Raw genomic sequence first — 24,681 nt, forward strand, 5'->3', positions numbered from 1 at the left:
CGAGAAGGAGCTACTGATGAGCAAAGTCATTTACCTTATGCCTGTTATGGCTCTGGCGATTCTTTGGCCCAACATCGGTCGAACTGCCGACAGCCAGGCCGAGCTGGCCAAACAATCACTGAACCCGGTTGCTGCGCTGTACAGCGTGCCGATTCAGTACAACTGGAACCAGAAACTTGGTCCCAGTGGCGAGGGCTACCAAAGCGTTACCAATATCCAGCCGGTGTTGCCCTTCACCCTCAATGACGAGTGGAATCTCATATCCCGAACCATCCTGCCGGTTATCGATCAACACGGTCTGGTACCGGGTGGGCAGGCGGACAAATCCGGGGTCGGTGATGTGACCCAGAGCTTCTTTTTTTCACCCAAACACCCGACCGCCAGCGGCTGGATATGGGGAGCTGGACCGGTAATCCTGGTGCCGACCGGCAGTGATGAGCTGTTGAGTGGTGAGCAGTGGGGGGCGGGTCCTACCGTGGTTGCCCTCAAGCAAAGTAACGGCTGGACCCGCGGTATCCTGGCCAATCACATCTGGTCGCTGGACAACAGCCCGCCCGATGACAAAGACAAAATCAACCAGACCTTCCTGCAACCCTTCTTCAGCTACACCACCCATACCTATACCACCTTCGGCATCAACACCGAGTCCACCTACGACTGGCAGACCCGCGAATGGTCGGTGCCGATCAACCTGTTCGTGACCCAGTTGTTCAAAGTGGGTCATCAGCCCATGAGCTTGCAAGTGGGGCCGCGGTATTGGGCTGACAGTCCGAAAGATGGAGCGCAAGGCTGGGGGTTTCGGGTGGCGTATACGCTGTTGTTTCCAAAATGATTCCAGCCCCGCTGATGCATCTGTAGGCGTCACGAGTGGTGGCTGCTCGCAAACGTCAAAATGGCGACCTCTGATGAAGCCGCCATGTTTCTCCTGTCTGATCAGTTACCTGCTGGCATCGGCAGGTTGATACCTTCTTTTTTCAGGATGTCACGCACGTACTGGAATTTCTGGTATTGCGACAGCTCGATCGGCCCGTCATAACCCATGCTTTGCAGTTTGCGTGGTGGGTAATCGACGTAGGTTTTCATTAGCTTCATGATCGCGCCCGTGATCGGCACCATCGTCCAGGTACGCTCAGTAAAGTTGTTCATGAACAGGTCATAGCGCTCTTGCGGGTCTTGCCACAAGTCAAAGACCTGCGGCACGGTAGCTACATATTTTTCTGCGCCTTTCCATCCCAGGTTAGTGTCCACCGCCAAGCCACCGGTTTGCGCGCCATCATCGCCGCGCAGGTTGAACACGGCCTTGTAGTTTCCGACACGCGCCGCACCCGGGGACAGTTCGTTCTCGGTGAAGTAGAACCACTCCTTGCGCGGAGAAGGGCCACTGCCGGTGAGTACAGGGGTCATGTCGTAACTGTCGAAGATGATTGGCTGACCTTCGCGATCTTTTTCCGGTAGCTTCACGCCAGCGACAGAGGCGAAGGTCGCCATCAAATCCAGGCCACCGAGCATCTCGTGGTTTTTTGTGTCGGGCTTGATCTTGTCTGGCCAGACGGCAATGGCCGGTACCCGGTTTCCGCCTTCACGTACCGTGCCCTTGGTCCCGCGGAACGGGGTGTAGCCGGCGTCCGGATAAACATCCTGCCAGGCCCCGTTGTCAGTGGTGTAAACCACAAGCGTGTTCTTATCCAGGCCCAGCGCCTTGAGCTTGTCCAAAATGCGGCCGATGTGGGTATCGAGTTCGACCACCGAGTCGGCGTACTTGGACTTGGACATGGATTTATGCACGAACTCCGGTGCCGGCATGTTCGGCTGGTGCACTTTCATGAAATTGACGTTGATGAAAAACGGCTTGTCCGATTTGGCTGCCGTGTCGAGAAACTCCAGGGCGGCTTTTTCGACGTAGTTGTCAAAGAACGGAATGCCGACCACGCCAGGTTTGCCGTCTACGACAGGCGTGTCCACGTACTGGCCATTGACCTTGAATTCTTCGACCGGTTTTTCACCCGCCTTGCCGGACAATGCGCCCTTGGTGACCCTTTGGAACATGGCGCGGGTTTCCGCGTCCATGTCCGGGAACCAGGTCGGGTCAGCGTAGGTATAGGCGTTGAGGTGGTACAGGCCGACGTATTTCATCACGTCATAACCTTGTGCATTGGGCAGCGCATAATCGGCTTCGCCCAAGTGCCATTTGCCGGTGAAATAGGTGTCATAGCCACCGGTCTTCAGCACCGAGGCCAGCGTCCATTCGGCGGCCGGTAAGCCGCCGCCCTGACCCTGGAAGGCCACGGTGGTCATGCCGCTACGATTGGGAATACGCCCGGTTTGCATGGCCGCCCGACCCGGTGTGCAGCTTGGCTGGGCATAAAAAGAGTAAAAAGTGACCCCTTCTGCCGCCAGCTCATCGATGCTGGGTGTCGGCATGCCTCGACCGACCCCACCGCCGTAGGGACCCAGGTCGCCATAGCCGGTATCGTCAGAGACGATAAACAGAATATTGGTCTTTTCCGTCTGAGCCGCATGGGCAAGTCCGTTCAATGACAAAAGCGCAGCAAACACTATTGATAGTTTGAAACGATCCGATAGCTGTTCCATACCAGGATTCCTCGTTGTTTCATGGTGCTGGCAACCGGTGATGGTGCACATCAACATTGACCCAAGGTGCATTGACCACCGAGTAATTAGCCTAGGTACTGCGTACAGAATCATTTCCCCCTGCTGCATGACCATGCACGGGTTAAGGCGCAGGAAGGAGTCTAGTGCGGTTTTTTCAAATGAACGGGGCGATTGCCATGTTTTGTTGGTGTATGTAACGCCAGGATTACAAACTGGATAGATACCCACCATGAATGCGGTAAACACAATCGCCACAAAGCGCGACTCGACTTAAAGATGACTTCCGGCGGTTCATCGAGTCGCGTGTGCAACATCGCCGCAGAAAATATCGGCGCTGCCATCCTCGGGTGAAGTACGCACGACAACGGCGTACTTGCCGGAAAGCAGGTCTGGCATTGTAATGGGCGCGCTTCTGTAAAAGGTCCATCCACCGGTGCCTGCATTGGGTTCGGTGTTGACCTTATCGTTCATTGCGTACGCGACTGGCCCGGGTTGCTGGCAACTGCCTTTGTTGATGAAGGTGTAGATGCGCGGCGGCAGGATGGTCCCGTTTGGAACGCCGGTAATGTAGAAGTCAAAGTTGGTTTGATTGCCTTCGCCAGTCAATGTGGTCGTGGCGGTATGACCAGGGTTTTTGTGGGTCGCCGCCAAAGGGAGATTCATTGATTGGTGTGAGGAACCGGTGCAGCCGAAGAGACTTGCGGTAGTCAATAGCACTGACAGGGAGAGACAGAGTTTCATTGCCAACCTCCAATAATGGAAGAAGTGCGGTGGGGGACTATTGGGTATAGCTCAATAACGTCGCAGTGCGTTCTTGAGCGTCTACTTTTATAGCCCGTTAAATCCCTGAATCCCCCCGGTTTATCAATCAGACTTTGTGAGTTCGCATGCGGCAGAGATCGGGATCACTCGCTGCCCATCTGGGCCAGAACGCGCTCACGCTGACAAATTTCTGCTTCCACTGCTCGCACCTCCCTCATGTAAACCTCTACAGCGGGTGGCAGTGAGCGCTCTTTTAGGTAGATGAAGCCATAACGGGTACGCAGTGCGGGGGCATGGGCGGGCAACGGCACGATTACCCCGGCCCTGATTTCCTGTTCAAACGTCGATAAATTCCCTAACGCCAGGGCATTGCTGTTCTCGACGAATTTGACGATTTGCATGGGCACATCTATTTCAATCGCCGGTACAAAATCACCCGTTAGTGAATCGTAGACGCCGGCACAGCCCAACGTTGCCGGAAGCAAATGGGTCGCCAGCCGCAGCGGAATGCGCGAGGCCACCCACGGGTAATCGAGTGTTTGCGCCAACGTTGGTGAACGCTTTTGCGAAAGCAGCGGATGGCCGGGGCGACAAAACAGGCGGCCCTCATGCTCGCCCAGCAATTCACAGGTGAACTCCTCCTGTCCTTGTAAGGTGCTGATTTCGGCGATCCCCAGGTCTACTACCCCGGTGGCGACCTGATGAGCAACTTCGCGCCAGCCGGCGACATGTGCAGTGACCTTGATCTGCGGATGCCGGGCATGCAAACGCGCGATGCTGGCGTATCCGCTGGTGACGCTGGGGTAGGGGCCGAACGCGACCCTGAGCGCTCCGATATCACCGCCCGCCAGCAAGGCGATGTCGCGCCGCAGGTCTTCCTCGGCCAGCAACAGGCGCAGGCTCTTTTCACGCAGCAACTGACCAAACGCCGTCAGTACGACGCCGTCGGTGCGTCGATCAAACAGCGTGACCCCGAGTTCGCTTTCCAGCAACTGGATGCTTTTGCTCAGCGCCGGTTGGGAAACCCCCAACGCTTTTGCCGCTCGCCCAAAGTGTGCATGTTCAATCAATGCCAGAAACTGACGTAAGCGACGCGGCGTCATCTCATAACCTTTATGTTATCGGAATTGGTTGAAACGGAATTTTTCGTAATGAAATGAATATGCTATTCATGGCCAGGCGGGTCAAGTTGACGCGTACCCAATAAATACAATCGAGCGCAATTAACCGCATTGACGCTCATGGCACCCCTTTGGCGCAGGAACTCTCATGCACAACAAGACCCTTCATCTGGCACTGGCAATCACGCTTGGGAGCGGCATCAGCCCTGTCCTCTTTGCTGCCGATGCAAACGGCGTAAGTTCTGATCCGGCCCCGACACAAAATTCGCACTTCGACAGCAAGGGCAAAGCGCCTTCGTCCTACACGATCGAAGCGCAGAATGGTGTACGCAAGACACTTCCGTTCGCGGACAAACGTGATTTTGAAGAAGCCAAAAAAGGCTTCATCGCTGCACCGTCCTACAACAAGATCATGGCTGAAGCCGGGAATGTCGCCTGGAACATGGGGAGCTATGACTTCCTGCTCGACGGCAAGGACTACGACAGCATCAATCCGTCCTTACAGCGCCAGGCGATACTCAACATGGCCTTCGGTCTGTATGAGGTGGTTCCGGAAAAGATTTACCAAGTGCGTGGGTTTGACCTGGCCAACATCACATTCATCAAGGGCGATACGGGCTGGATTGTGTTCGACACCCTGATGTCGAAGGAAACCGCCAAGGCTGCCCTGGATTTCATCAATGAAAAACTCGGCAAGCGCCCGGTCGTGGCGATCGTGATCTCTCACTCCCATGCTGACCATTTCGGTGGTGTCCGCGGCCTGGTCGATGAAGCCGATGTGCGCAGCGGCAAGGTCCCGCTCATAGCACCAACCGGTTTCATGGAGCATGCCGTGGCTGAAAACGTCTACGCCGGCAACGCTATGACCCGACGCGCCTTCTTCCAATACGGCGTGATGTTGCCGCACAGCCCCTATGGACATGTCGACATGGCCATCGGGAAAAATGCCTCCATTGGCAACATGGGTCTGATCGAACCCAATCGCTACATCGCGAAAGATTTCGAAACCCTGACCATCGACGGTGTGGAAATGGAGTTCCAGAGCACACCCGGCACCGAAGCCCCCGCGGAGATGAACACTTGGTTCCCGCAATTCAAGGCCTTCTGGGCAGCTGAAAACATCATCGGCACCATCCACAACATTTACACCTTGCGCGGTGCCCTGGTCCGAGATCCGCTGGTCTGGTCGAAGAACATCAACAACGCCTTGTATCGCTACGGACAACAGGCCGATGTCATGTTCGCCTCCCACAGTTGGCCACGCTGGGGCAATGAGCGAATTCAAGACGTCATGCGCGCACAACGCGATGCCTATGCCAATCTGAACAACGCCGTACTGCACGCCGCCAACCAGGGCGTCACCATCAACGAGATTCAAAACGTCTACAAGTTGCCCGAAAGCCTCAAAAACAACTGGGCGACCCATAGCTACCACGGCTCCGAAGAGCACAACAGCCGTGCCGTGATCAACCGCTACCTGGGTTACTGGGATGCCAACCCGGCGACGCTTATGCCGTTGTCGCCGAAAGATTCTGCACCGCTGTATGTGGAAATGATGGGGGGCGCGGCCAAGATCATGGCCAAGGGCAAATCCTTGTTCGATCAGGGCAAATACCGCGAGGCCTATGAAATCCTCAATAAACTGGTGTTCGCAGAACCCCAAAACACCAAGGCCAAGGATCTGCTCGCGGACGTCTTTGAGCAGGTTGGCTATCAGAAGGAAAGTGCCGGCGTGCGCAACAGCTTTCTCACGGCGGCGTACGAATTACGCCATGGCATGCCCAAGGGAGTGCCGCCAAAACCCACGGGGCCGGATATGATCCGCGCCATGAGCACCGAGTTGTGGCTGGAATACCTCGGCATCGCCCTGGACGGCAGTAAGGTCGCGGATCAACACTTGATCTTGAATCTCAAGACGCCCGACAACGGTGAGCAGTTTGTGGTTGAGTTGAGCAACTCAACGCTGACCACCATCAAGGGGCAGCAAGCGAAAAAGGCTGACCTTACCATCACGCTTGACCGCTCGGATCTTGAAGACGTGATGGCAAGGAAAACCAGCTTCGCTCAACTCGTCGCGGCCGGCAAAGCCACCTTCGAAGGCGATCACAAACCCTTCGAACTGTTGATGGCCGCCATCACCCCGTTTACCCCTACCTTTGAACTGCTGCCCGGCACCCAGCAGTAATCCGTCAGGGCTCCGTACTTGGTGTGGTAGCTGCCCATAACGTAGGGTAGCTACCACCCCAGGGGGGACATCGACGGACGAAAGAAGCTCGATTTCATGCTCTGGGTGGAACTGCCGGAAAATTTCGACACGCTGCGCTTAAACCGGGCTTTACTGGAATAAGGTGTGCAGATTGCCGTGAGCTGCATTTTCTCGGCATCGGGCAAGTACCGTAACTGTCTGCGAATGAACTTCGCTTCCAGGGCAACACAGAAAATCGAACAGGCGGTGCGCACGGTCGGCTCCGGCTCCCGAGGTCAAAACTACACCCGTCGAGGTTGAGGACGAGCCCCTTGCCCATGTCCCGGTTCTTCCCCGCCATGTTGCTCGCACTGCTGCTCGCTGGCTGTGCCACCTCGCGCTTGCCCCACGAATTCAGCGAGGCAATACCCGCCAGCGATTCGGCTTTCGGGCGCTCGATCCAGGCCCAGGCCGCCCAGCATAAGGGGCGTTCGGGGTTTCGACTGCTGCCTAACAGCAGTGAAGCGTTCCGGGCGCGCGCCGAGTTGATCCGCAATGCGCAGAAAAGCGTCGATCTGCAGTACTACATCGTGCATAACGGTCTCAGCACTCGGGCTCTGGTGCGTGAAATACTGCTGGCAGCCGATCGCGGTGTACGGATACGCATGTTGCTCGATGACACTGCCAGCGACGGCCAGGAAGAAGTCATCGCTACCCTGGCCGTGCACCCGAACATCCATATCCGTGTCTTCAACCCTTTGCATCTGGGGCGCAGCACCATGGTTACCCGAACCATGGGCCGTCTGCTCAATCTTTCCCAACAGCACCGGCGCATGCACAACAAACTGTGGCTGGCCGACAACAGCGCAGCCATCGTCGGTGGACGCAACCTGGGGGATGAATATTTCGACGCCAAGCCCGATCTCAACTTCACCGACATGGACCTGCTGTGCATCGGCCCGGTCGCCGAGCAGTTGGGCCACAGCTTCGATCAGTACTGGAATAGCGCCCTGAGCCAGCCGATCAGTGACTTCCTGCTCAACAAGCCAACAGCCGAAGACTTGCTCAAGAGCCGCCAACGCCTGGAACAATCGCTCCAGACCACACGTATCGAGAACACAGCCTTGTACAACCACCTGATGACTTACCGGACACAACCGCAACTCGATAATTGGCGCCAGCAGTTGATCTGGGCCCATAGCAAAGCGATGTGGGACGCCCCGAGCAAGGTACTGGCCGACGACGAACCGGCCCGCGCGCTATTGATGGCCACACAACTGCGGCCTGAGCTCGATAGCGTCAACAAGGAGCTGATCCTGATCTCGGCCTATTTCGTCCCCCAACAGCCGGGCATGCGCTACCTCCTCGGTCGTGCCGATGCCGGTGTTGATGTGCGCCTGTTGACCAACTCACTGGAAGCCACCGATGTGCCGGCGGTGCATGGCGGCTATGCGCCTTACCGGAAAACCCTGCTCGAACATGGCGTGAAGCTTTATGAACTGCGGCGCCAGCCGGACGATCCCGGTGGCGGTTCTTCTTTTGGCTTCAGTGGTGGCTCGGACTCCAGCTTGCACACCAAGGCCATGATCCTCGACAAGCAGAAGGTGTTCATCGGCTCCTTCAATTTCGACCCGCGCTCAGTGTTTTGGAACACGGAAGTCGGGGTGCTGGTCGACAGCCCTGAATTGGCTGGTTACATGCGTAAGCTGGCGCATGAGGGCATGGCGCCAGCCGTGAGTTACCAGGCCCACCTGGAAAACGGCGAAGTCGTCTGGATCACCGAAGACGACGGCCGCCTGCATACCTTGCATAAGGAGCCCGGCGGTAAATGGCGCAGCTTCAAGGCCTGGCTCAGCGACAAGATCGGCCTGGAGAAAATGCTCTAGATCGAAGCCAGCGCTGGCCGCACCAACCATGAAGGCGCTGCATGCGTCCAGCCAGGTTGTCCTTGGTGCTAGCGTAGAAGCAACCTACCGACTATGAGCAACGGCTGCCAGTTGCTCGGTATCCACGCGAACAAAAACGGAGTCACCAATCGCCGTGAGCACTTCCCCCGCGTAGACCTCACAGATGACGCGAGTTTTGCGTCCGACTTCACCTTCGACTTTCGCACGCAGGGTCAGCGGTACACCCATCGGTGTCGGTTTGATGAACTTGATGCCAAGGTTGCCAGTGACGCAATTGATGCGGGGGAGGCTTCCGGCTTCGCGGTGTTCCATACGGTAGTGATAGGCCATCGCCGTCCAGTTTGAATGGCAGTCAACCAGCATCGCTGTCAGTCCGCCGTAAACCAGATCCGGCCAGCCGCAATACTTGGCATCGGGCAAGTGCTCGGCCATGACATGCACGCCGTCCTCATGCCAGAAACTCTTGATGTGAAGCCCGTGCGGATTGCTGCTGCCGCAGCCGTAACAAACGCCTTCAGGCGCGGCGGTGTCTTGCAGGGAGGTATCGAGCCTGGACATACCGTGGTCATCCTCAAAAATGTGAACCAAACCTGTCGGATTTTAACGCTGCAATCGTGCTTCGGTCACTCGGGTAAGCCGGCCAGCCGCAGTCCATCCGCGAAGCGCGCGAAATCCTCGGGCCGCTGGATGGGCAGCCAGTCTTTCAGGTTGGAGACGCGCAACGATGGTTCCAGCTCGTGCAGGCGCTGTATCGCCTGCTTCGCTTTGTCCATTTGCCCGGTGAGCGCATGACTGGCCGCCATCAGGGCAACCGAGGGCAGGAGAGTGGGCAGGTTCCCCAGCGCCTTCTCCGCCCAGGTCGAAGCGGCGTCGAAGCGCCCGGCGAAGAAATACGCGAGCGCCATTCCCACCTGCATCCGGAACATTTCCGGATCCAGCGGACTCAAGCGAACGGCATGGGTCAAATTCTCAATCGCTTCGTCTGTTTCACCGCGCAGTGCGCGCAGGATACCGCCCAGGTACCAGGCGGGGGCGAGGTTGGGATTGAGCAGGCGTGCCCTGTCGAGCAGGGCAATGCCGCCATCGACATCGCCAGCGAGATGGGCAAGCGCATGTCCGCCTCGCGTTAGCGCCACCGCATCATCCCGGCCGAGTGCCACCGCCAGCCGCGCAAGCCGTACGCCTTCGGCGATCTCTCGAGTCCGATCGATCATCCAGCCATTCAACTTGCGCCAGAAATGGCACCAGGCTGCCATGCCATAGGCCGATGCAAATTCCGGGTCGAGCTCGATGGCCTTGTAGAACAACGGCAGCGCCACCTCGATGGCTTCCCGGGTGCCGCTGTGCAGTTTTGCCATGCCGCGCAGGTAATAGTCATAGGCGTCCAGGCTTTCCGTCGGTTTGCGCTTGGCGCGCTCGATTTCCGCACGTTCCAGCTGCGGCGCGATGGCACCGACGACGCTTTCGGCGATTTGATCCTGCAGTTCAAAGATGTCGTCGAGCATGCCTTCGAAGCGATCCGCCCAGATATGCGTCCCGTTTGTTGCGTCGATGAGCTGCCCGGTGATGCGTACCTTGTTCCCCGATTTACGCACGCTACCTTCGAGCACGTAGCGCACGCCGAGCTCCTGACCGACGCCCCTGACGTCCACCGCGCGGCCCTTGTAGGTGAAGCTCGAATTGCGTGCGATGACAAACAGCCAACGGATACGTGACAGGGCGGCGATGATGTCCTCGACCATGCCGTCGGCAAAATATTCCTGCTCCGGATCGCCGCTCAGGTTATGGAAGGGCAGGACGGTAATGGAGGGCTTGTCCGGGAGGACGAGCGAGGAGGGAGGCGTTTGCTTCGGGTCCACGGGCGCAATTTCGCCGGTGCCAGGCCCGTCAGGCTGTCGTGCTCCGTCGATCTCGCCGTCCTTGATCTCACCGACGAAGCGGTAGCCCTTGCGGGCGACCGTGCGCACCAGTCGTTGTTCCTCGCCGGTATCGCCGATGGCCTTGCGCACCGCATTGATGTGGCTGGTGATCGTCGATTCCGAGACGATCCGGCCGTTCCACACTGCCTTGAGCAGGTCGTCCTTGCTGACGACGCGATCGCGGTTGTTGACGAGCTGCAGCAATAGATCGAAGGCCTGTGGCCCGACGGCCACGACTTGCCCGCGCAAGGTCAGTTCCCGGCGCTCCTGATCGAGTACGTAGTCTTCAAACACGAATGGCAAGGTGCGGATCCCCTGGTCGAGCGCCCTCGACTCCGTGTCCGAGCTGGCGATTGGTACGTGGTGCCGATAATACGGCAGCGCGTAACCCTCTGCACTGTCCAGCAAGCGGCTTCTTTGGACGAAAAACCAAGCTTGCCCGAAGACAAACTCAAGGCCGGCACAAGGACTTTCCTCACGCGCGCAGGCACTCTCTTTCTACATCGACAGCAATGGTTGCTGTCGAGAAGCGTAGGGAGAGAACCCATGAAGATCGTCGTCATCGGAGGCACCGGCCTCATTGGATCGAAACTTGTGCAGAACCTCCGCGAGCGAGGCCATGACGTGCTCGCAGCCAGCCCCAGCACAGGCGTAAACAGCATCACCCGCGAGGGCCTGGCCCAGGCAATGGATGGCGCTGAGGTTGTCGTCGACGTGGCGAACGCGCCGTCGTGGGAAGACCAGGCCGTCCTCGAATTCTTCGAAACGTCGAGCCGTAACCTGCTGGCTGCGGAAGCTGCCGCCGGTGTTCGTCATCACGTTGCCCTGTCGATCGTCGGTAGCGAACGGCTTCCCGAGAATGGCTATTTTCGGGCCAAGGTCGCGCAGGAAAACCTCATCAAGGCGTCCGGCATTCCTTACACCCTCCTGCGTGCCACGCAGTTCTTCGAGTTTGTCGGCGGCATCGCGCAGTCGGCCACCGTCGGCGATGAGATTTGCCTGTCGCCAGCGCTGATCCAGCCGATGGCGTCCGACGACGTGGTGGCGGCGTTAACCGATGTCGCGCTGGCAGCGCCAATCAATGGCACGGTCGAAGTCGCCGGTCCCGAGGCCATGCCGCTCGACGAACTGGTCAGGCGCTTTCTGCGGGCCACTCAAGACACGCGCAAGGTCGTACCGGATGTGCACGCGCGCTACTTCGGCGCTGTGCTTGACGATCAATCGCTGACCCCCGGCAAGAACCCGCGCCTGGGCGCGATCCGCTTCGAAGACTGGCTCAGTCAGTCGACGGCCGGGTAACGGGCCGCGACGTTACAACTCACACTACGAAGGAGAATTGTCATGTTTACCCGATACCTCTTGGCCGCTGCCTTTGCAGTGCTGTCGATCAGCGCAGCGTCGGCCGCCGAGCCCCCCGCCGGCAAGGTGACGGTCGTGTTTGACCGTCCCATTCCCAACATCCCTGGCAAGAGCATGAAGGGCGTAGTCGTCGAGTATGGGCCGGGCGCCGCGTCGCCGTCCCACACCCATCCGAAAACGGCCTTCATTTATGCAACGGTCCTGGAGGGCTCGTTTCGCATCAAAGTCAAAGGCGAGCCGGAAAAGATCTACAACGTCGGCGAAAACTTTGTAGAGGAGCCGGGCTCCGTGCATGAAGTCAGCGCCAACGCCAGCGACACCCAACCCGCACGCCTGTTGGCCGTATTCGTCCTCGACACCGATAAAACGCCGCTCGTTACACCAATCAAAAAGTGAGCCGATGACGCGCTCATGAATGCTCGACAGTCCGGCGGCAGACCACTGCCGCCCGTGGCTGCTGTAGTCCCAGGCATTGAACAGGAAATGACAACATGAACTCGCTTCAGGACAAGGCCGCCATTGCCACCGGCGCAAGCGCCGAGATCCCTGTCGTGGTGGTGCGGCAAAGCAAGAGAAAGAAGATCGGCATCCTGCTGTGTATTGGTGCCGTGGTGGTCTTGGCTGGCGGATGGGCCATGGCGCTTTCGAGCGGCTCGACCTCCACCGATAACGCTTATGTGCGCGGCGACGTTACGTCGCTCGCCGCAAAGGTTGCCGGCTATGTCACTGCGGTCGAGGTCGAGGACAACCAAACCGTCCGGGCCGGTGACGTCCTGTTCCGTATCGATGATCGGGACCACCGCGCACGGCTGGCGCAAGCCGTGGCCAATGTCAGCGCTGCCCAGGCTCGCCTGACCCATGTCGATGCGGAAACCCAGCTTCAGCGCGCCCTGATTCGACAGGCCGAAGCCCAGAGACGCTCGGGCGTGGCCGAGATGAATCTGGCGAACAAAACCCATGATCGCAGCCGCAAACTCATTCTCAGTAACGCGGTCAGCCAAGCCCTCGTCGATGAAAGCGATGCGGCACGATTGAGAGCCGAGGCGACGGTATCCGGCGCTTCCGCAACGGTCGAGGCGCAACAGCAACGCATCGCCGTCCTCGTGGCGCAGCGCGAAGCTGCCGTGGCTGCGGTGACGCAGGCGCAGGCCGCACGAGATCTCGCCCAGATCGATCTCGACAGCACCGTGGTACGCGCGCCGGTTGATGGCGTGGTCGGTAACCGTCAGGTTCGCATCGGCCGCTTTGTTACGACGGGCGTTGCCTTGCTCGATATCGTGCCGGTCAATGACGTATGGGTTGTGGCGAATTTCAAGGAAACCCAGCTCGAACAAATCCGCCCCGGTCAGCGCGTGCACATCACGGTCGACGGCTACCCCAGCGGGGCACTTGAAGGCGTGGTCGACAGCTTTGCACCGGGTAGCGGGTCGGCGTTCAGCTTGCTCCCCACCGACAACGCGACCGGCAACTTTGTGCGTGTCGTGCAGCGCGTTCCGGTGAAGATCCGGCTTGTCCATAATCCATTGCCAGGCCGCATCGTGCCGGGCCTGTCCGCGCGAGTCGAGGTTGCGCACGGAGAGGGATCATGAACGCGGACGCCAGCGCGACGCGGAGCAACACCCGCGCTACGACCGGTGTCTTGCTCATGGTGGGCATCGTGCTTGCCACGCTGACGGAAGCGATCGCCAGCACCGTTCTGTCGCTCGGACGCGGCGACATCATCGGCGACACCTATGCAACGCCTGATGAGTTCGCCTGGCTGGATATCGGCTACACCGCGCTCAAGCTGATCGGGTTCATGATCGCGCCTTGGCTGCTGACGCGTTTTAATCCGCGTCATGTGATCATCGGCTCAACCCTGGCCATGGGCATGGCGTGCGGCATTGCCGCCATCACGGCTCGGCTGGACCTGCTGATCGCACTTCGAATTATTCAGGGCTTCGCTGGCGGCACCCTGCTGGTCGGGGGGCAGGCGATCATATTTCGCACCTTTGCGCGATCTCGCCAACCCATCCTTCAAGCCCTGTTTGCCATGGGCGCCGTTGTCGCGCCCGCGACGCTCGCCCCGGCCCTTCAAGGGTGGTTGATCGATAGCCAGTCCTGGACGTGGATTTTCTTCAGTGTTGTTCCGGTGGCCTTGGCGGCGACCGGATTTCTGCTGATCGCAGACGGCCCGATGCCAGCCAAGGTTCGGCACCGTCCATTTGACTGGGTTGGCTTCGCGCTGATCGCTGCCACGCTGTTCTGCTTCACCTACGTTCTCAGCCAAGGCAGCCGATGGGACTGGTTCGAAGAGCCACGCATCCTCTGGCTGAGCGTGATCGGCACAGCCGCGCTGTTGGCATTTCTCGGCCAACAAGTGTTGGCCAAAGGCCAAGGTCTGCTCGACTTCACCGTGTTCAAATCGAGCGATTTTTCCTTCGCCTTTATCGTCAGTTTTGTCGCCGGCGCCGCCTTGTTCGGCAGCGCGTTTTTGATCCCGGCGTTCGCCCTGTCGGTCCTCGCGTTCACGTCTACCGATGCCGGCCTGCTCCTGTTGCCCAGTGGCGGGTTTTTTATCGGCGGACTGCTCATATCGGCTTATCTCATGCAGGTCCGCCGCGTTCCGCCGGTCGCCACCGTGCCCTTTGGAATCCTGATGATCATGGTTGCGATGTGGATGCTGTCCGGTTCCACCAGTGAAAGCGGCACGGACGACATGATGGCAGCCATCCTGTTGCGCGGTCTGGGGCTTGGCTTCCTGTTTCTATCGATCACGCTGATCGCTTTCAGCGACCTCAATAGCCGAAACCTCGCCTGCGGAATTGGCCTCTTCAATACGGGGCGCCAGTTGGGCGGTCTGATGGGCGTCGCAGGACTTCAGACACTGATCGACCATAACGTTTTCGCCAATGCCGTGGTCCTCGGCGCCAATGTCACCCCGGGAGGGGCCGCGGTCATCGAACGGCTGACGACCACGACAGCCATGCTGTCGGTGAAAGGGATGGATGCAGCGGCCGCTGGCCGGGCAGCGGTGAGCCTCCTGGGTCGTGTCGTGTCAGGTCAGGCCACGGTGATTGCCTTCGACACAGCGTTCATCGCTGTTGCCCTGCTTTTTGTAGTCGCCGCGCCCATGCTGGTTGGCATCAAGATCGGACTCTCGAAATACGCGAAAGTACGCGCTGCGCGAACCGTAGCGTGAGGCTTCACTCAGTCCAGGTTACCCAGCAGCCACTCACTGAAGCTTCGCGCCAGCGCATTATTCTCACTGTCACGATGGGTCAGCATGGCCCAGTTCGGGCCGCGAATGGTTTGCTCCACCAAGGGTTGCAACAATCCTTGGGCGCGCGCCTGCCGACTCAATAACTGGCTGACCAGGGCGATACCGAGCCCCGCGCACGCGGCGTCCAGCAGCAGGCCAGGATCGGAGAAATTCAGCCCCTGATCCTTCTGGCCGACATCGATGCCAGCCTCCACCGCCCAGTGACTCCAATCCATTTCCCGCTCACCGTGAAGGGTGGTGCGCTGTTCCTGTGGTAACGCCAACAGGCTCGGGTGACACGCCGGGTAGAGGCGGTCGGCGTGCAGCACCTTGAAGCTGCACTCGGCTTGGGAACTGATGTCATCGCGCACCGCAAGGTCGATGGTCTGGGTGGTCATGTCCGGGACTTCATCGGTACTGAAAATCCACAGATCAACGTCCGGATGCTCACGGCGAAAATCCCCCAAGCGTGGCAGCAGCCAGTGACGGGCGAACGCTGGGGTGGTGTTGAGCACCAGTTGGTTGGGTTTCTGGTATTGCCCGAGGCGGCGAATGCCGACGGCCAGTTGTTGCAGCAATGCCTGGGTGGTGCTGAGCAGGTCGTGACCGGCATCGGTCAGGCTGACGCTGCGTCCACTGCGAAAGAACAAGGGTTGTTCGAGGTACGCCTCAAGGCTGCGGATCTGCTGACTGATCGCCGATTGGGTGAGGTGCAACTCGGCGGCCGCCTTGTGGAAACTGCCCAGCCGGGCGGCGGCTTCAAAGCCGCGAAGGGTGCTGAGTGGCGGCCAGTGCTTGAGCATATTGATAAGTTCCTCTAATCATTTGTCCGCTAAATCCATTGTTTGTTTGCCTGATTTTACGGTCGTAGCATGCATGCCAGGAACACCCAAGCAGTTTTGTTGAACACAATGGCTTAACTAAAAGGGCTTTTTATCATGCAGCATGTCATGCAGCAGAATGAAATTCGAAACAGCGGTTGGATGATGCCGGCCGAGTGGGTCAGGCACGCCGCCACCTGGATGGTCTGGCCGCACAACACAGCACTCTGGGAGTCCGGTTGGGGCGTGACATTGCCACGGGTGCAAGAGGACTTCGCTCGCGTCGCCAACGCCATCGCCCGTTTCGAACCGGTGAAACTGGTCGTCGACCCTTCTGCTATCGCCAGTGCCAAAGCGTTATGTGGGCCGAACATCGAATTGATCGAGCTGGCGGTGAACGACAGCTGGTGTCGGGACTCCGGTCCGAGCTTCGTCTGCCATCCGCAACATGGCCTGGCCGGGGTGAGCTGGCGTTTCAACGCGTGGGGCGGCAAGTCGGCTCATGATCTGGACGAAAGCCTGGCTCGTCGCGCACTCAATCACTTGGGCGTGGAGTGCTTTGGTACCGCGCTGAGCAATGAAGGCGGGGCCATCCATGTGGACGGCGAGGGCACGCTGATCACCACCGAGTCGGTATTGCTCAACCCCAATCGCAACCCAGGCATGAACAAGGCGGAGATGGAGGAGATCTTCACGCGTCTGCTGGGCGTGAAGAAGACGATCTGGCTGCCGGGCGATCCGGACTACGTGACCGGCGACATGACTGACGGCCATGTCGATGGCGTGTGCGCGTTCGCCCGCCCCGGGGTTTTGCTGGTGGACGCCACCCACGACCAGCACTCGGTGTATGCCGAAGTGGCCCGCGAAAACCGTCGTGCCCTGGAGCTGGCCACCGATGCCCAAGGCCGACAGTTCGAGCTGATCGAATTGTATGAAGCCACCGATGCCGTGGACACCGAAGCTGAAGTGTTCTGCGCCTCCTACACCAACTTCTACATCGCCAACGACGCCATCATCATGCCGGCCTACGGCATTGATGCCGACAACGTCGCGGCCGAAGTGTTGGCTCAGGCGTTCCCCGGGCGCGAAGTGGTGCCGGTGCGGATCAATCACCTGGCCCATGGCGGTGGCGGTGTGCATTGCATCACCCAGCAACAGCCCGCCTGGCCGGTGGAGGGTTGATGTCATGACGCTTCTGACCATCGCTACCACCCAGATGCCCTGCACCTGGGACCTGCAACACAACCTCGATCAGGCCGAGCAACTGGTGCGCGAGGCCGCGGCCAAAGGCGCCCAGGTCATCCTGTTGCAGGAGCTGTTTGCCACGCCGTATTTCTGCATCGAGCAAAGCCACAAGCACCTGGAGCTGGCCGCCGAATATCGATACAGCCCTGTGCTCAAGCGCTTTGCCGCATTGGCCAAAGAGTTGGGAGTGGTGCTGCCGCTGAGCTGGTTCGAAAAGGCCGGCAATGCCTACTTCAATTCCTTGAGTGTGGCCGATGCCGATGGGCGCCTGCTGGGCGTGTATCGCAAGACCCACATTCCCAACGCCATCGGCTATCAGGAGAAGGAATACTTCAGCCCCGGCGATACCGGTTTTCGTGTCTGGGACACAGCGTTCGGGCGCCTGGGTGTGGGGATCTGCTGGGATCAGTGGTTCCCCGAGACCGCGCGCTGCCTGGCGTTGATGGGCGCTGAAGTCTTGCTGTTTCCCACCGCCATAGGTTCTGAGCCTGGCTGCGCGGCGCTGGATTCCCGTGACCACTGGCAGATGACCATGCGCGGCCACGCCGCCGCCAACCTGCTGCCGGTGGTGGCCGCCAACCGCGTCGGCCGCGAGGCGGCGACCACCGATCCTGCCCTGCAAATGAGCTTCTACGGCTCGTCGTTTATCTGTAACCACAAGGGCAAGTTGCTCGCCGAGGCCGACCGCGACAGTACCGGCGTGCTGGTGCAAAGCCTGGACCTGGCCGCGATGCGCGAAGAGCGCCTGAGCTGGGGCATCTACCGCGATCGCCGTCCGGACATGTACGGCGCGCTGTTGACTCAGGACGGTCGTCACACCCATGCACGCTGGAAGACTCAAGAGGTTTGATATGCACACGATCAAAAAGCTGTTGAGCGGCGCCTTGGGCCTGGCGCTGGGCTGTGCCTTGCCGGCGCTGCACGCGGAAGAGAAAACCCTCCGGCTGTACAACTGGGCCGATTATTTTGCCGAGGACACGCTGGCCAAATTCACCGCCGAAACCGGGATCAAAGTGATCTACGACGTCATGGATGGCAGTGAGACGCTGGAAGCCAAAATGCTCGCTGGCGGCAGCGGTTATGACCTGATCTTCCCGGGTGACACCGTCGCCGAACGCTTGATGCGCGCCGGCAGCCTGCAACCGCTGGATCGCTCAAAACTCACGGCCCTGGATGACATCGAACCCGGCTTGCAGAAGCTGCGAACGCATTACGAGTACTCGCGCCAGGCCACCGTCCCCTACACCTGGGGCACCATCGGCCTGACCTACAATGCCGAGCAGATCAAACAGCGTTTGCCGGATGCACCGGTCAACAGCCTCGACATGTTGTTCAAGCCGGAACTGGCTGCCAAATTTGCCGACTGCGGCATTTCGATGATCGACTCGCCGGACGAAGTGCTGGCAGTCGTGCTCAATTATCTGGGCCGGGAGCCACGCAGCGCCAAGCCTGAAGATTTGGCCGCGGCGAGTGAGCTGCTGCTGAAACTTCGGCCGTACATCCGCAAGTACCAGTCGCAGCCGGTGACCGACCTGGTGAACGGCAACTTGTGTCTGTCGCTCGGTTACAGCGGGGACATGACGCAGGCGCAACGGACGGCGGATTCCGCCGGCAAGAACGTCATGTTTCAATACCGTGTTCCCCGTGAAGGCACCACGGTGTGGATGGACACCATGGCGATTCCGGTCGACGCCAAACATCCGGAGTACGCCTATGCGTTCATCAACTTCGTCATGCGCCCGGACAACATGGCTGCCATCAGTAACTTCACCGGCTACCCTACCTCCAATGCCAAGGCACGTCCGAGCGTCGATGCGACCATGCGCAACAACCCGGATATTTACCTCGATGAGGCCACTTACGCACGGCTGATTCCGGGCAAGGACATTCCCCAACCTGATATGCGGGCGCGTATGCGCACCTGGACCAAGTTCAAGACGGCCACCGCGAAATGACTTCAGACAAACACTCCAGGGATCAACACATGTCGACGCGTCGTGAGTTCATCAAACAGGTATCGGTAGTCGCCGGTTTGGGCGCGGCAGTGTCTATCGGGCTTGGCCTGACGCCCCTGTACGCGCAAGCGGCCACCCCCGGCAGTTGGCGTATGCCGGATGAGGGCGACAGGCATCAGCGGGCCTTCATCGCGTTTGGCGCACAGGAAGCGATCTGGGAGGATTTCACCCCCGACGTACAAGCCGCCATTGGCCTGATTGCCCGCACCCTCGCGCGATATGAACCGGTGACCGTGTTCTGTCGTGAGCGTGAACGGGAGCTGGCCGAAGAACACTGCGGCACGGCTAACATCACCTACGTCACCAGCGAACTCGACGACATCTGGATGCGCGATACCGGCGCCAACTTCGTCATCGATGGGAAAGGCGAGCTCGGCGCCGTGGATTTCAACTTCAACGGCTGGGGCAACAAACAGCAGCACGGCGCGGATACGCAGGTTGCCGCACTAGTGGCTGACACTGTGGAAGCCCGTCATATCCGCAGTGAGTTGGTGGGCGAGGGCGGTGGTATCGAAGTGGATGGTCACGGCACGGGGATCATGACCGAAAGCAGCTGGATCAATGCCAACCGCAACCCCGATTGGAGCAAGGCCGAGATCGAGCAAGAGCTGAAAGCGCGCTTGGGCTTGCGCAAGATCATATGGCTGCCGGGGATCAAAGGTAAGGACATCACGGATGCCCACGTCGATTTCTACGCCCGTTTCGTCAAGCCAGGCGTGGTGATCGCCAACCTCGACAACGACCCTCAGTCATACGATTACAGCGTCACGCGTGCCCATTTGGACATTCTCAACAATGCCACGGATGCCGATGGTCGCAAGCTGCAGGTGCATACCGTGTCGCCACCGCTCAACCCACGAAAGAGCAAGTTCAGACGCAACAATCCAGACTTTGCTGCTGGCTACATCAACTATTTCGTGATCAATGGGGCGGTCATTGCGCCCGAGTTTGGTGACAAGGCGGCAGACTCCAAAGCATTCGATGTGTTGTATGAACTCTACCCGGACCGTGAAGTGGTGCAGCTCAACATCGACGCCATCGCTGCCGGTGGCGGCGGTATCCACTGTGTGACCAGTCACCAACCGTTGGCTTAGTCTGGAACAACTCTTTGCCATCGGGTGCTGCGAAGCCGTCAGGCCTTGACCCAGCGTTGACGGCTCCAGCTGCTCAATGTGTCGACGGCAAATACCAGCAACAGCATGGCCAGAATGACCGTGCTGGCTTGAGCTTCCTGGAACAGGCTGAGGCTGACATAGAGCATTTGCCCCAAACCACCGGCGCCGACGAAGCCGAGCACACTGGCCATGCGGATATTGTTTTCCCAGCGGTACAGGATGTAGGCCAGTAGTTGTGGCAACAGGTTGGGCAGTGACCCGTAACAGAACGCCCATAGGGCATTGCCGCCCTGCAGGCGGATAGCTTCGGCCGGTTCGGGTGGGGTGTTTTCCAGCGCTTCGGCGAACAGCCGGCCGAGCACGCCGGTGGTGTGCAAGGCCAAGGCCAGGGTGCCGGCATTGGGGCCGAGCCCGGCGGCGAGGACCATCAGCGCAGCCCACACCAGTTCCGGAACCGCGCGCAAGGCGTTGAGCACCAGACGCGACGCGCTCTGCAACGGCCAGCCGAAGCGCCCGGCCGCGGGCAATGCCAACAGCAGGCCGAATACCGCCGCGAGCAGGGTGCCAAGGGCGGACATGGCGATGGTTTCCAGGGCGCCGTGGCCGATGGCTTGCAGATGGCCCGCGCTCAAGTCCGGGCTGAGAAAGCGCTGTGCATAGGCGACCATCTGCTTCAGGTTGCCGCTGCCACCCAGCTCGCCAAGGTCGATGCCCAAGTAGATGAACGAGGCGACCACCGCTGCGCCAATACACAGGAGCAGCATCAAGTTGATCAGGCGGTTCATGCCAGCCTCCAGCGCAACAGGCGGCTGAGTTGATCGGCGAGCAGTACCAGGACGAGAAACGTCAGTAACAAACTGGCCACTTCACCGCCGGCGAACATGCGCAACGACAGGTCCATTTGCTGGCCCAGACCGCCGGCACCGACGAAGCCCATCACCACCGAGGCGCGGATTGCGCATTCCCAGCGGTACACCGTGTACGACAGCAGCTCCGCAGCGACATTGGGCAGGATCCCGTAGAAAAAGGCTGCGAGCCGACCGCTGCCAGCCTGCAATAGCGCGTGGGCCGGGCGCTGGTCGACTGACTCGAAAATTTCCGCGTAGACCTTGCCCAGCATGCCGCTGTAGGTAATGGCGATGGCCAGTACCCCAGCCGTCGGGCCGAGGCCGACGGCGCGCACAAACAAAAGCGCCCAGACGATTTCCGGCACGCTGCGCAGGAAGATCAGTAAACCGCGTACCGGCCAACGCAGCAGTTGACCCCAATAGCTCGGGTGGCCGGCGCGGGAGGCAGCAGACAGCGACAGAGCCCGACTGGCCAGCAGGCTGGCAGGGACGGCCAACAGCAACGCCAGGGCCATGCCGGCCGTGGCGATGGCCAGGGTCTGCAGGGTGGCTTGCACTAACAGCTCAATGAATTCCTCGCCATGGGCCGGTGGCCAGAAGGCTGAGACAAACCGGCCCATCTCGCTCTGACTGTCACTCGCCACCAGAACACTGAGGTCCAATTCGCTGAAGTGGATGCCCGGCCACAGCAAGGCAAGGGCCAGCAAGGTGAGCAGCAGGCGGGGCCGGGTGGCCGGATCTCGGGTATCACGGGTCAGCATCGGGGAATCTGCACACTCAAGGGCGCCGGAGTAATCGGTGGGGATTGCAGTTGTTCGTTGGCGTAGAGCTTGTCGAGCAGCTCGCGGTCGACTTCGCTGGCCGCAAGGTCGAACATGATCTGCCCATCACGCAAGCCGATGATGCGCGAAAAGTGCGCCAGGGCCAGTTCCACCGCATGCAGGCTGGCGACCAGGGTGACGTTGTGCTGCCGGGCATGGCGGCAGAGCACCGACAGCGTGTGCTCGGCCAACACCGGGTCCATGGCCGATACCGGCTCATCGGCCAGCAACACCTCGGGCGCTTGATACAACACGCGGGCAATGCCCACGCGCTGTAGCTGTCCACCGGACAGTTGCTGACATTGCGCGAACAACTTGTCGCCGAGGTCGAGCCTGGCCAATGCCGCGCGTGCGCCCGGAATATCCACCGGATGCAGCAAGTTCAGCAGACTTTTGCCCAGACCCCACTGACCCAGCTTTCCAGCCAGAACCGCGGTGACCACACGTTGGCGCGGTGGCAGCGGGGGCGCTTGATGGATCAGGCCGATGCGCGCGCGCAGACGCTGACGCTGACGGGCAGACAGCTGCCAGGCGCGCTCGCCGAGCACCTGCAGCTCGCCGTCGTCCGGTCGCAGGGCGGTGGCCAGCAGGTTGAGCAGGCTCGACTTGCCCGCGCCGGACGGACCGATGATGGCGACCTGTTCGCTGGCACCGATGTGCAGGTCCACACCACGCAACGCATGGACGCCGTTAACGTGGGTAAGGCTGACCTGGGTCAGATGCAACGTCATTTGAGCAGTTCGGCGGCGCGTGCGGCTTCCTCGATGCCCTTGTAGTTCTCGGGTTTGGTTTCGATGAATCGGCTGGCGGCCTGCAGATCCAGAATCTCCTTGTCTTTCGGGTTCGCCGGATCGAGCGCCAGAAAGGCTGCCTTTATCTTGGCCGCCAGCGCCGGGTCGAGAGTCCCGCGCACCGTCCAGTTGTAATCGAAGTAGGCCGGGGTGGTCGCAAACACTCTGACCTTGGTGGTGTCGACCTTGCCGGCGGCGACCAGTTTTTCCCACACGCTGGCATTAAGTACCCCGGCGTCCACTTTGCCGGCCTGGACCCAGGCGACAGTGGCGTCATGGGCGCCGGAATAGCCCACACGACTGAAGTAGGTTTCCGGTTTGATGCCGTCCTTGAGCATGAAATAGCGCGGCATGAGACTGCCTGAAGTGGAGGACACCGAACCGAAGGCGAAGGTCTTGCCCTTGAGGTCGGCGAGGGATTTGACGGCCGGGTCGGCGGTGATGAATTTGCTGGTGAACTGGGCGTCCTGTTCGCGCTGTACCAGCGGAATGGCATTGCCGGTTTTCAGGCGTGCCTGCACGAACGTGAAGCCGCCCAGCCAGGCCATATCGATTCGGTCGGTGGCCAGCGCCTCGACCACGGCCGGATAGTCGCTCACGGGAACGAACTCGACCTTCATGCCCAATTGCTGTTCCAGGTAGGTGCCCAGCGGCTTGAACTTGCGCAGCAGTTCGGTCGGGGCTTCATCGGGAATCGCGCTGACTTTCAGGGTGTCGGCGGCCTGCGCCAACAGGGTGCAAAAAGACAGGGTCAAGCCGACAGCCAATGCCAGGGTACGGTTGAGCATGAAAATTCTCCGGTGCATTAAGGCAAAAATGTCGATACGCCAAGCGCAAGCTGGTTGCTGCATGGCGCTTTGTGAGGGTAGACGAAATGGAGCGAAATTGACCGCTTTTGGCCCAATTGTTCGTGCGACAAGCCTGAGTCGATCGGGCCAGAATGATCCTTGGGTTAGCGCTTTTAACAGCCCGAAATCGCCATGTTTCATGACCGTCCGTAACCCGGCCCGAGGGTTGGTTCACGCTTCGCTATTCTTCATGACACTACAGGTTTGCAAGTGGAACAGAGGACTGAATGATGAAGATGTTACTGATGGTCGAGTGCCCTAACGAACCCTTCAACTCCCTTGTCAAAGCGGGGACGGTGGGCGAGGTTATTGAGCGCATCCTGAACAGCATCAAACCTGAGGCGGCGTACTTTACTGAACAAGATGGCATGCGTGCTGGGATTTTTGTGGTCGACGTACAAGACCCCTCCGACATCCCCGCCTTTGCGGAACCCTTTTTTCTCAACTTCAACGCTACCTGCAAGTTCCGGATTGTGATGAGCGCACAGGATCTGCAAAAGGCCGGTCTGGAGACACTCGGGAAAACGTGGGCGTGCTGAGAGGCCATTTGGGGTCGGTACTGGCGACCCCGATTCGCCTGTTAGTCAGTTCCGTACGTCCAAAGCATGGTCTGAACCCTGATATGCGGATGGCTGACCAAAGGTTCCCATTCATCGATGAAAGAGAAACCCTGCTTTAGATAGAGGTTCGAGGCTCTTGCATTGTCCGGGGATACATCCAGAAAAACGCGATCATGCCCTTTGCCGATTGCGCGAGATTTCACCGCCTCAACCAGCTGAGCTGCCACGCCAGAACCACGTACAGCGGGTTCAACCCACATGCCGATCAGGTTATAGCGTAAGCGCTCCATGAACCCCACATTCAAAGCGGCCAGATGATCCCGGATGCTGTGCTCCCGATCCCTTCCGGAGCCAGCAACTCATGATGCGACCCGACGCCAAAATCGAAAAAGTCTATCTCTACCCCAAACCCGTGGACTTCCGAAAATCCATTGATGGTCTGGCCGCGCTGGTCGAATTGGATATCAAGGTCGCCGTGTTCGACCCTGTGCTTTTCGTTTTCCTCAACAA

Annotated in this window: 23 protein-coding genes and 2 pseudogenes; 14 read left to right on the forward strand and 11 right to left on the reverse strand. The window is 59.5% G+C overall.

The window, feature by feature from the left end; translation table 11 throughout:
• Positions 1-37: 37 nt before the first annotated feature.
• Positions 38-832, forward strand: coding sequence for a transporter (locus CKW16_RS15165; protein WP_256580488.1), 795 nt, complete (start codon positions 38-40; stop codon positions 830-832).
• 101 nt (positions 833-933) lie between these two features.
• Here CKW16_RS15165 and CKW16_RS15170 read toward each other — a convergent pair whose 3' ends face one another.
• The 3 genes from CKW16_RS15170 to CKW16_RS15180 all read right to left on the reverse strand — a co-directional run bounded on the left by CKW16_RS15170 (position 934) and on the right by CKW16_RS15180 (position 4,478).
• Positions 934-2,592 (reverse strand): arylsulfatase, encoded by a 1,659-nt coding sequence (locus CKW16_RS15170; protein ID WP_095129077.1) that lies wholly within the window; start codon positions 2,590-2,592, stop codon positions 934-936.
• Positions 2,593-2,904: 312 nt separating this feature from the next.
• Positions 2,905-3,354, reverse strand: coding sequence for a hypothetical protein (locus CKW16_RS15175; RefSeq protein WP_095129078.1), 450 nt, complete (start codon positions 3,352-3,354; stop codon positions 2,905-2,907).
• A gap of 164 nt (positions 3,355-3,518) precedes the next feature.
• On the reverse strand, positions 3,519-4,478 hold the full coding sequence (locus tag CKW16_RS15180) for a LysR family transcriptional regulator (protein WP_095129079.1): 960 nt from the start codon (positions 4,476-4,478) through the stop codon (positions 3,519-3,521).
• A 166-nt stretch (positions 4,479-4,644) separates the two neighbouring features.
• On the opposite strand from CKW16_RS15180, the gene CKW16_RS15185 reads away from it, so the two are divergent.
• From CKW16_RS15185 to CKW16_RS15195, 3 genes and pseudogenes are all read left to right on the forward strand, one after another.
• Positions 4,645-6,681: an alkyl/aryl-sulfatase gene (locus CKW16_RS15185; RefSeq protein WP_095129080.1), complete on the forward strand. Its 2,037-nt coding sequence runs from the start codon at positions 4,645-4,647 to the stop codon at positions 6,679-6,681.
• A gap of 51 nt (positions 6,682-6,732) precedes the next feature.
• A pseudogene (locus CKW16_RS15190) lies at positions 6,733-7,002 on the forward strand (hypothetical protein); the annotation flags it as partial.
• Positions 7,003-7,019: 17 nt separating this feature from the next.
• Positions 7,020-8,567, forward strand: a complete 1,548-nt coding sequence (locus CKW16_RS15195; RefSeq protein ID WP_095129081.1) for a phospholipase D family protein — start codon at positions 7,020-7,022, stop codon at positions 8,565-8,567.
• Positions 8,568-8,651: 84 nt separating this feature from the next.
• Here CKW16_RS15195 and CKW16_RS15200 read toward each other — a convergent pair whose 3' ends face one another.
• Positions 8,652-9,146, reverse strand: a complete 495-nt coding sequence (locus CKW16_RS15200; RefSeq protein ID WP_095129082.1) for a PaaI family thioesterase — start codon at positions 9,144-9,146, stop codon at positions 8,652-8,654.
• Positions 9,147-9,211: 65 nt separating this feature from the next.
• A complete protein-coding gene (locus CKW16_RS15205) occupies positions 9,212-10,810 on the reverse strand; it encodes a winged helix-turn-helix domain-containing protein (RefSeq protein WP_095129101.1) in 1,599 nt (532 codons plus the stop codon).
• Between the two features lie 243 nt (positions 10,811-11,053).
• Here CKW16_RS15205 and CKW16_RS15210 point away from each other — a divergent pair, with 243 nt between their 5' ends.
• The 4 genes from CKW16_RS15210 to CKW16_RS15225 all read left to right on the forward strand — a co-directional run bounded on the left by CKW16_RS15210 (position 11,054) and on the right by CKW16_RS15225 (position 15,047).
• A complete protein-coding gene (locus tag CKW16_RS15210) occupies positions 11,054-11,806 on the forward strand; it encodes an SDR family oxidoreductase (protein WP_095129083.1) in 753 nt (250 codons plus the stop codon).
• A gap of 42 nt (positions 11,807-11,848) precedes the next feature.
• Positions 11,849-12,262, forward strand: a complete 414-nt coding sequence (locus tag CKW16_RS15215; RefSeq protein ID WP_095129084.1) for a cupin domain-containing protein — start codon at positions 11,849-11,851, stop codon at positions 12,260-12,262.
• Positions 12,263-12,357: 95 nt separating this feature from the next.
• Positions 12,358-13,455, forward strand: coding sequence for an HlyD family secretion protein (locus tag CKW16_RS15220; protein WP_095129085.1), 1,098 nt, complete (start codon positions 12,358-12,360; stop codon positions 13,453-13,455).
• Positions 13,452-15,047 (forward strand): DHA2 family efflux MFS transporter permease subunit, encoded by a 1,596-nt coding sequence (locus tag CKW16_RS15225; protein ID WP_095129086.1) that lies wholly within the window; start codon positions 13,452-13,454, stop codon positions 15,045-15,047. The genes CKW16_RS15220 and CKW16_RS15225 overlap by 4 nt, the downstream gene beginning before the upstream one ends.
• 8 nt (positions 15,048-15,055) lie before the next feature.
• Here CKW16_RS15225 and CKW16_RS15230 read toward each other — a convergent pair whose 3' ends face one another.
• Complete coding sequence (locus CKW16_RS15230) at positions 15,056-15,910, reverse strand: LysR substrate-binding domain-containing protein (RefSeq protein WP_095129087.1); 855 nt, start codon at positions 15,908-15,910, stop codon at positions 15,056-15,058.
• Between the two features lie 147 nt (positions 15,911-16,057).
• Here CKW16_RS15230 and CKW16_RS15235 point away from each other — a divergent pair, with 147 nt between their 5' ends.
• From CKW16_RS15235 to CKW16_RS15250, 4 genes are read left to right on the forward strand one after another with little or no spacing between them, the layout of a single operon-like run.
• Positions 16,058-17,110: an agmatine/peptidylarginine deiminase gene (locus CKW16_RS15235; protein WP_095129088.1), complete on the forward strand. Its 1,053-nt coding sequence runs from the start codon at positions 16,058-16,060 to the stop codon at positions 17,108-17,110.
• A 4-nt stretch (positions 17,111-17,114) separates the two neighbouring features.
• Positions 17,115-18,023, forward strand: a complete 909-nt coding sequence (aguB, locus tag CKW16_RS15240) for an N-carbamoylputrescine amidase (RefSeq protein WP_095129089.1) — start codon at positions 17,115-17,117, stop codon at positions 18,021-18,023.
• Between the two features lies 1 nt (position 18,024).
• The gene (locus CKW16_RS15245) at positions 18,025-19,128 is read left to right on the forward strand and encodes an extracellular solute-binding protein (RefSeq protein ID WP_095129090.1); all 1,104 of its coding nucleotides are present in this window, start codon (positions 18,025-18,027) and stop codon (positions 19,126-19,128) included.
• Positions 19,129-19,157: 29 nt separating this feature from the next.
• Entirely contained in the window at positions 19,158-20,282 is a 1,125-nt protein-coding gene (locus CKW16_RS15250) for an agmatine/peptidylarginine deiminase (RefSeq protein WP_095129091.1), read from the forward strand.
• Between the two features lie 38 nt (positions 20,283-20,320).
• On the opposite strand, the gene phnE is transcribed toward CKW16_RS15250, so the two are convergent.
• Genes phnE through CKW16_RS15270 form a run of 4 tightly spaced genes read right to left on the reverse strand, consistent with a single transcriptional unit; the run spans position 20,321 to position 23,551 of the window.
• A complete protein-coding gene (phnE, locus tag CKW16_RS15255) occupies positions 20,321-21,088 on the reverse strand; it encodes a phosphonate ABC transporter, permease protein PhnE (RefSeq protein ID WP_095129092.1) in 768 nt (255 codons plus the stop codon).
• Positions 21,085-21,912 (reverse strand): ABC transporter permease, encoded by an 828-nt coding sequence (locus tag CKW16_RS15260; protein ID WP_074878032.1) that lies wholly within the window; start codon positions 21,910-21,912, stop codon positions 21,085-21,087. The genes phnE and CKW16_RS15260 overlap by 4 nt, the downstream gene beginning before the upstream one ends.
• A complete protein-coding gene (locus CKW16_RS15265) occupies positions 21,906-22,703 on the reverse strand; it encodes a phosphonate ABC transporter ATP-binding protein (protein WP_095129093.1) in 798 nt (265 codons plus the stop codon). The genes CKW16_RS15260 and CKW16_RS15265 overlap by 7 nt, the downstream gene beginning before the upstream one ends.
• Entirely contained in the window at positions 22,700-23,551 is an 852-nt protein-coding gene (locus CKW16_RS15270) for a putative selenate ABC transporter substrate-binding protein (protein WP_095129094.1), read from the reverse strand. Before CKW16_RS15270 ends, CKW16_RS15265 begins: the two co-directional genes overlap by 4 nt.
• A 290-nt stretch (positions 23,552-23,841) precedes the next feature.
• Here CKW16_RS15270 and CKW16_RS15275 point away from each other — a divergent pair, with 290 nt between their 5' ends.
• Positions 23,842-24,150 (forward strand): panthothenate synthetase, encoded by a 309-nt coding sequence (locus CKW16_RS15275; protein WP_095129102.1) that lies wholly within the window; start codon positions 23,842-23,844, stop codon positions 24,148-24,150.
• A 41-nt stretch (positions 24,151-24,191) separates the two neighbouring features.
• Here the strand turns inward: CKW16_RS15275 and CKW16_RS15280 are convergent.
• Positions 24,192-24,458, reverse strand: a pseudogene (locus CKW16_RS15280) (GNAT family N-acetyltransferase); the annotation flags it as partial.
• A 77-nt stretch (positions 24,459-24,535) separates the two neighbouring features.
• On the opposite strand from CKW16_RS15280, the gene tnpB reads away from it, so the two are divergent.
• A partial coding sequence (gene tnpB, locus CKW16_RS15285) for an IS66 family insertion sequence element accessory protein TnpB (protein ID WP_141232741.1) occupies positions 24,536-24,681 on the forward strand: 146 nt, incomplete at its 3' end.

This window comes from Pseudomonas sp. Irchel s3h14, from assembly GCF_900187425.1.
GTDB lineage: Bacteria > Pseudomonadota > Gammaproteobacteria > Pseudomonadales > Pseudomonadaceae > Aquipseudomonas.

Excerpts from the sequence above, each read along its gene's own strand:
- CKW16_RS15165 (WP_256580488.1), top strand. The coding sequence starts at position 38 with ATGCCTGTTATGGCTCTGGCGATTCTTTGGCCCAACATCGGTCGAACT.
- CKW16_RS15170 (WP_095129077.1), bottom strand. The coding sequence starts at position 2,592 with ATGGAACAGCTATCGGATCGTTTCAAACTATCAATAGTGTTTGCTGCG.
- CKW16_RS15175 (WP_095129078.1), bottom strand. The coding sequence starts at position 3,354 with ATGAAACTCTGTCTCTCCCTGTCAGTGCTATTGACTACCGCAAGTCTC.
- CKW16_RS15180 (WP_095129079.1), bottom strand. The coding sequence starts at position 4,478 with ATGACGCCGCGTCGCTTACGTCAGTTTCTGGCATTGATTGAACATGCA.
- CKW16_RS15185 (WP_095129080.1), top strand. The coding sequence starts at position 4,645 with ATGCACAACAAGACCCTTCATCTGGCACTGGCAATCACGCTTGGGAGC.
- CKW16_RS15195 (WP_095129081.1), top strand. The coding sequence starts at position 7,020 with ATGTCCCGGTTCTTCCCCGCCATGTTGCTCGCACTGCTGCTCGCTGGC.
- CKW16_RS15200 (WP_095129082.1), bottom strand. The coding sequence starts at position 9,146 with ATGTCCAGGCTCGATACCTCCCTGCAAGACACCGCCGCGCCTGAAGGC.
- CKW16_RS15210 (WP_095129083.1), top strand. The coding sequence starts at position 11,054 with ATGAAGATCGTCGTCATCGGAGGCACCGGCCTCATTGGATCGAAACTT.
- CKW16_RS15215 (WP_095129084.1), top strand. The coding sequence starts at position 11,849 with ATGTTTACCCGATACCTCTTGGCCGCTGCCTTTGCAGTGCTGTCGATC.
- CKW16_RS15220 (WP_095129085.1), top strand. The coding sequence starts at position 12,358 with ATGAACTCGCTTCAGGACAAGGCCGCCATTGCCACCGGCGCAAGCGCC.
- CKW16_RS15225 (WP_095129086.1), top strand. The coding sequence starts at position 13,452 with ATGAACGCGGACGCCAGCGCGACGCGGAGCAACACCCGCGCTACGACC.
- CKW16_RS15230 (WP_095129087.1), bottom strand. The coding sequence starts at position 15,910 with ATGCTCAAGCACTGGCCGCCACTCAGCACCCTTCGCGGCTTTGAAGCC.
- CKW16_RS15235 (WP_095129088.1), top strand. The coding sequence starts at position 16,058 with ATGCAGCAGAATGAAATTCGAAACAGCGGTTGGATGATGCCGGCCGAG.
- aguB (WP_095129089.1), top strand. The coding sequence starts at position 17,115 with ATGACGCTTCTGACCATCGCTACCACCCAGATGCCCTGCACCTGGGAC.
- CKW16_RS15245 (WP_095129090.1), top strand. The coding sequence starts at position 18,025 with ATGCACACGATCAAAAAGCTGTTGAGCGGCGCCTTGGGCCTGGCGCTG.
- CKW16_RS15250 (WP_095129091.1), top strand. The coding sequence starts at position 19,158 with ATGTCGACGCGTCGTGAGTTCATCAAACAGGTATCGGTAGTCGCCGGT.
- phnE (WP_095129092.1), bottom strand. The coding sequence starts at position 21,088 with ATGAACCGCCTGATCAACTTGATGCTGCTCCTGTGTATTGGCGCAGCG.
- CKW16_RS15260 (WP_074878032.1), bottom strand. The coding sequence starts at position 21,912 with ATGCTGACCCGTGATACCCGAGATCCGGCCACCCGGCCCCGCCTGCTG.
- CKW16_RS15265 (WP_095129093.1), bottom strand. The coding sequence starts at position 22,703 with ATGACGTTGCATCTGACCCAGGTCAGCCTTACCCACGTTAACGGCGTC.
- CKW16_RS15270 (WP_095129094.1), bottom strand. The coding sequence starts at position 23,551 with ATGCTCAACCGTACCCTGGCATTGGCTGTCGGCTTGACCCTGTCTTTT.
- CKW16_RS15275 (WP_095129102.1), top strand. The coding sequence starts at position 23,842 with ATGAAGATGTTACTGATGGTCGAGTGCCCTAACGAACCCTTCAACTCC.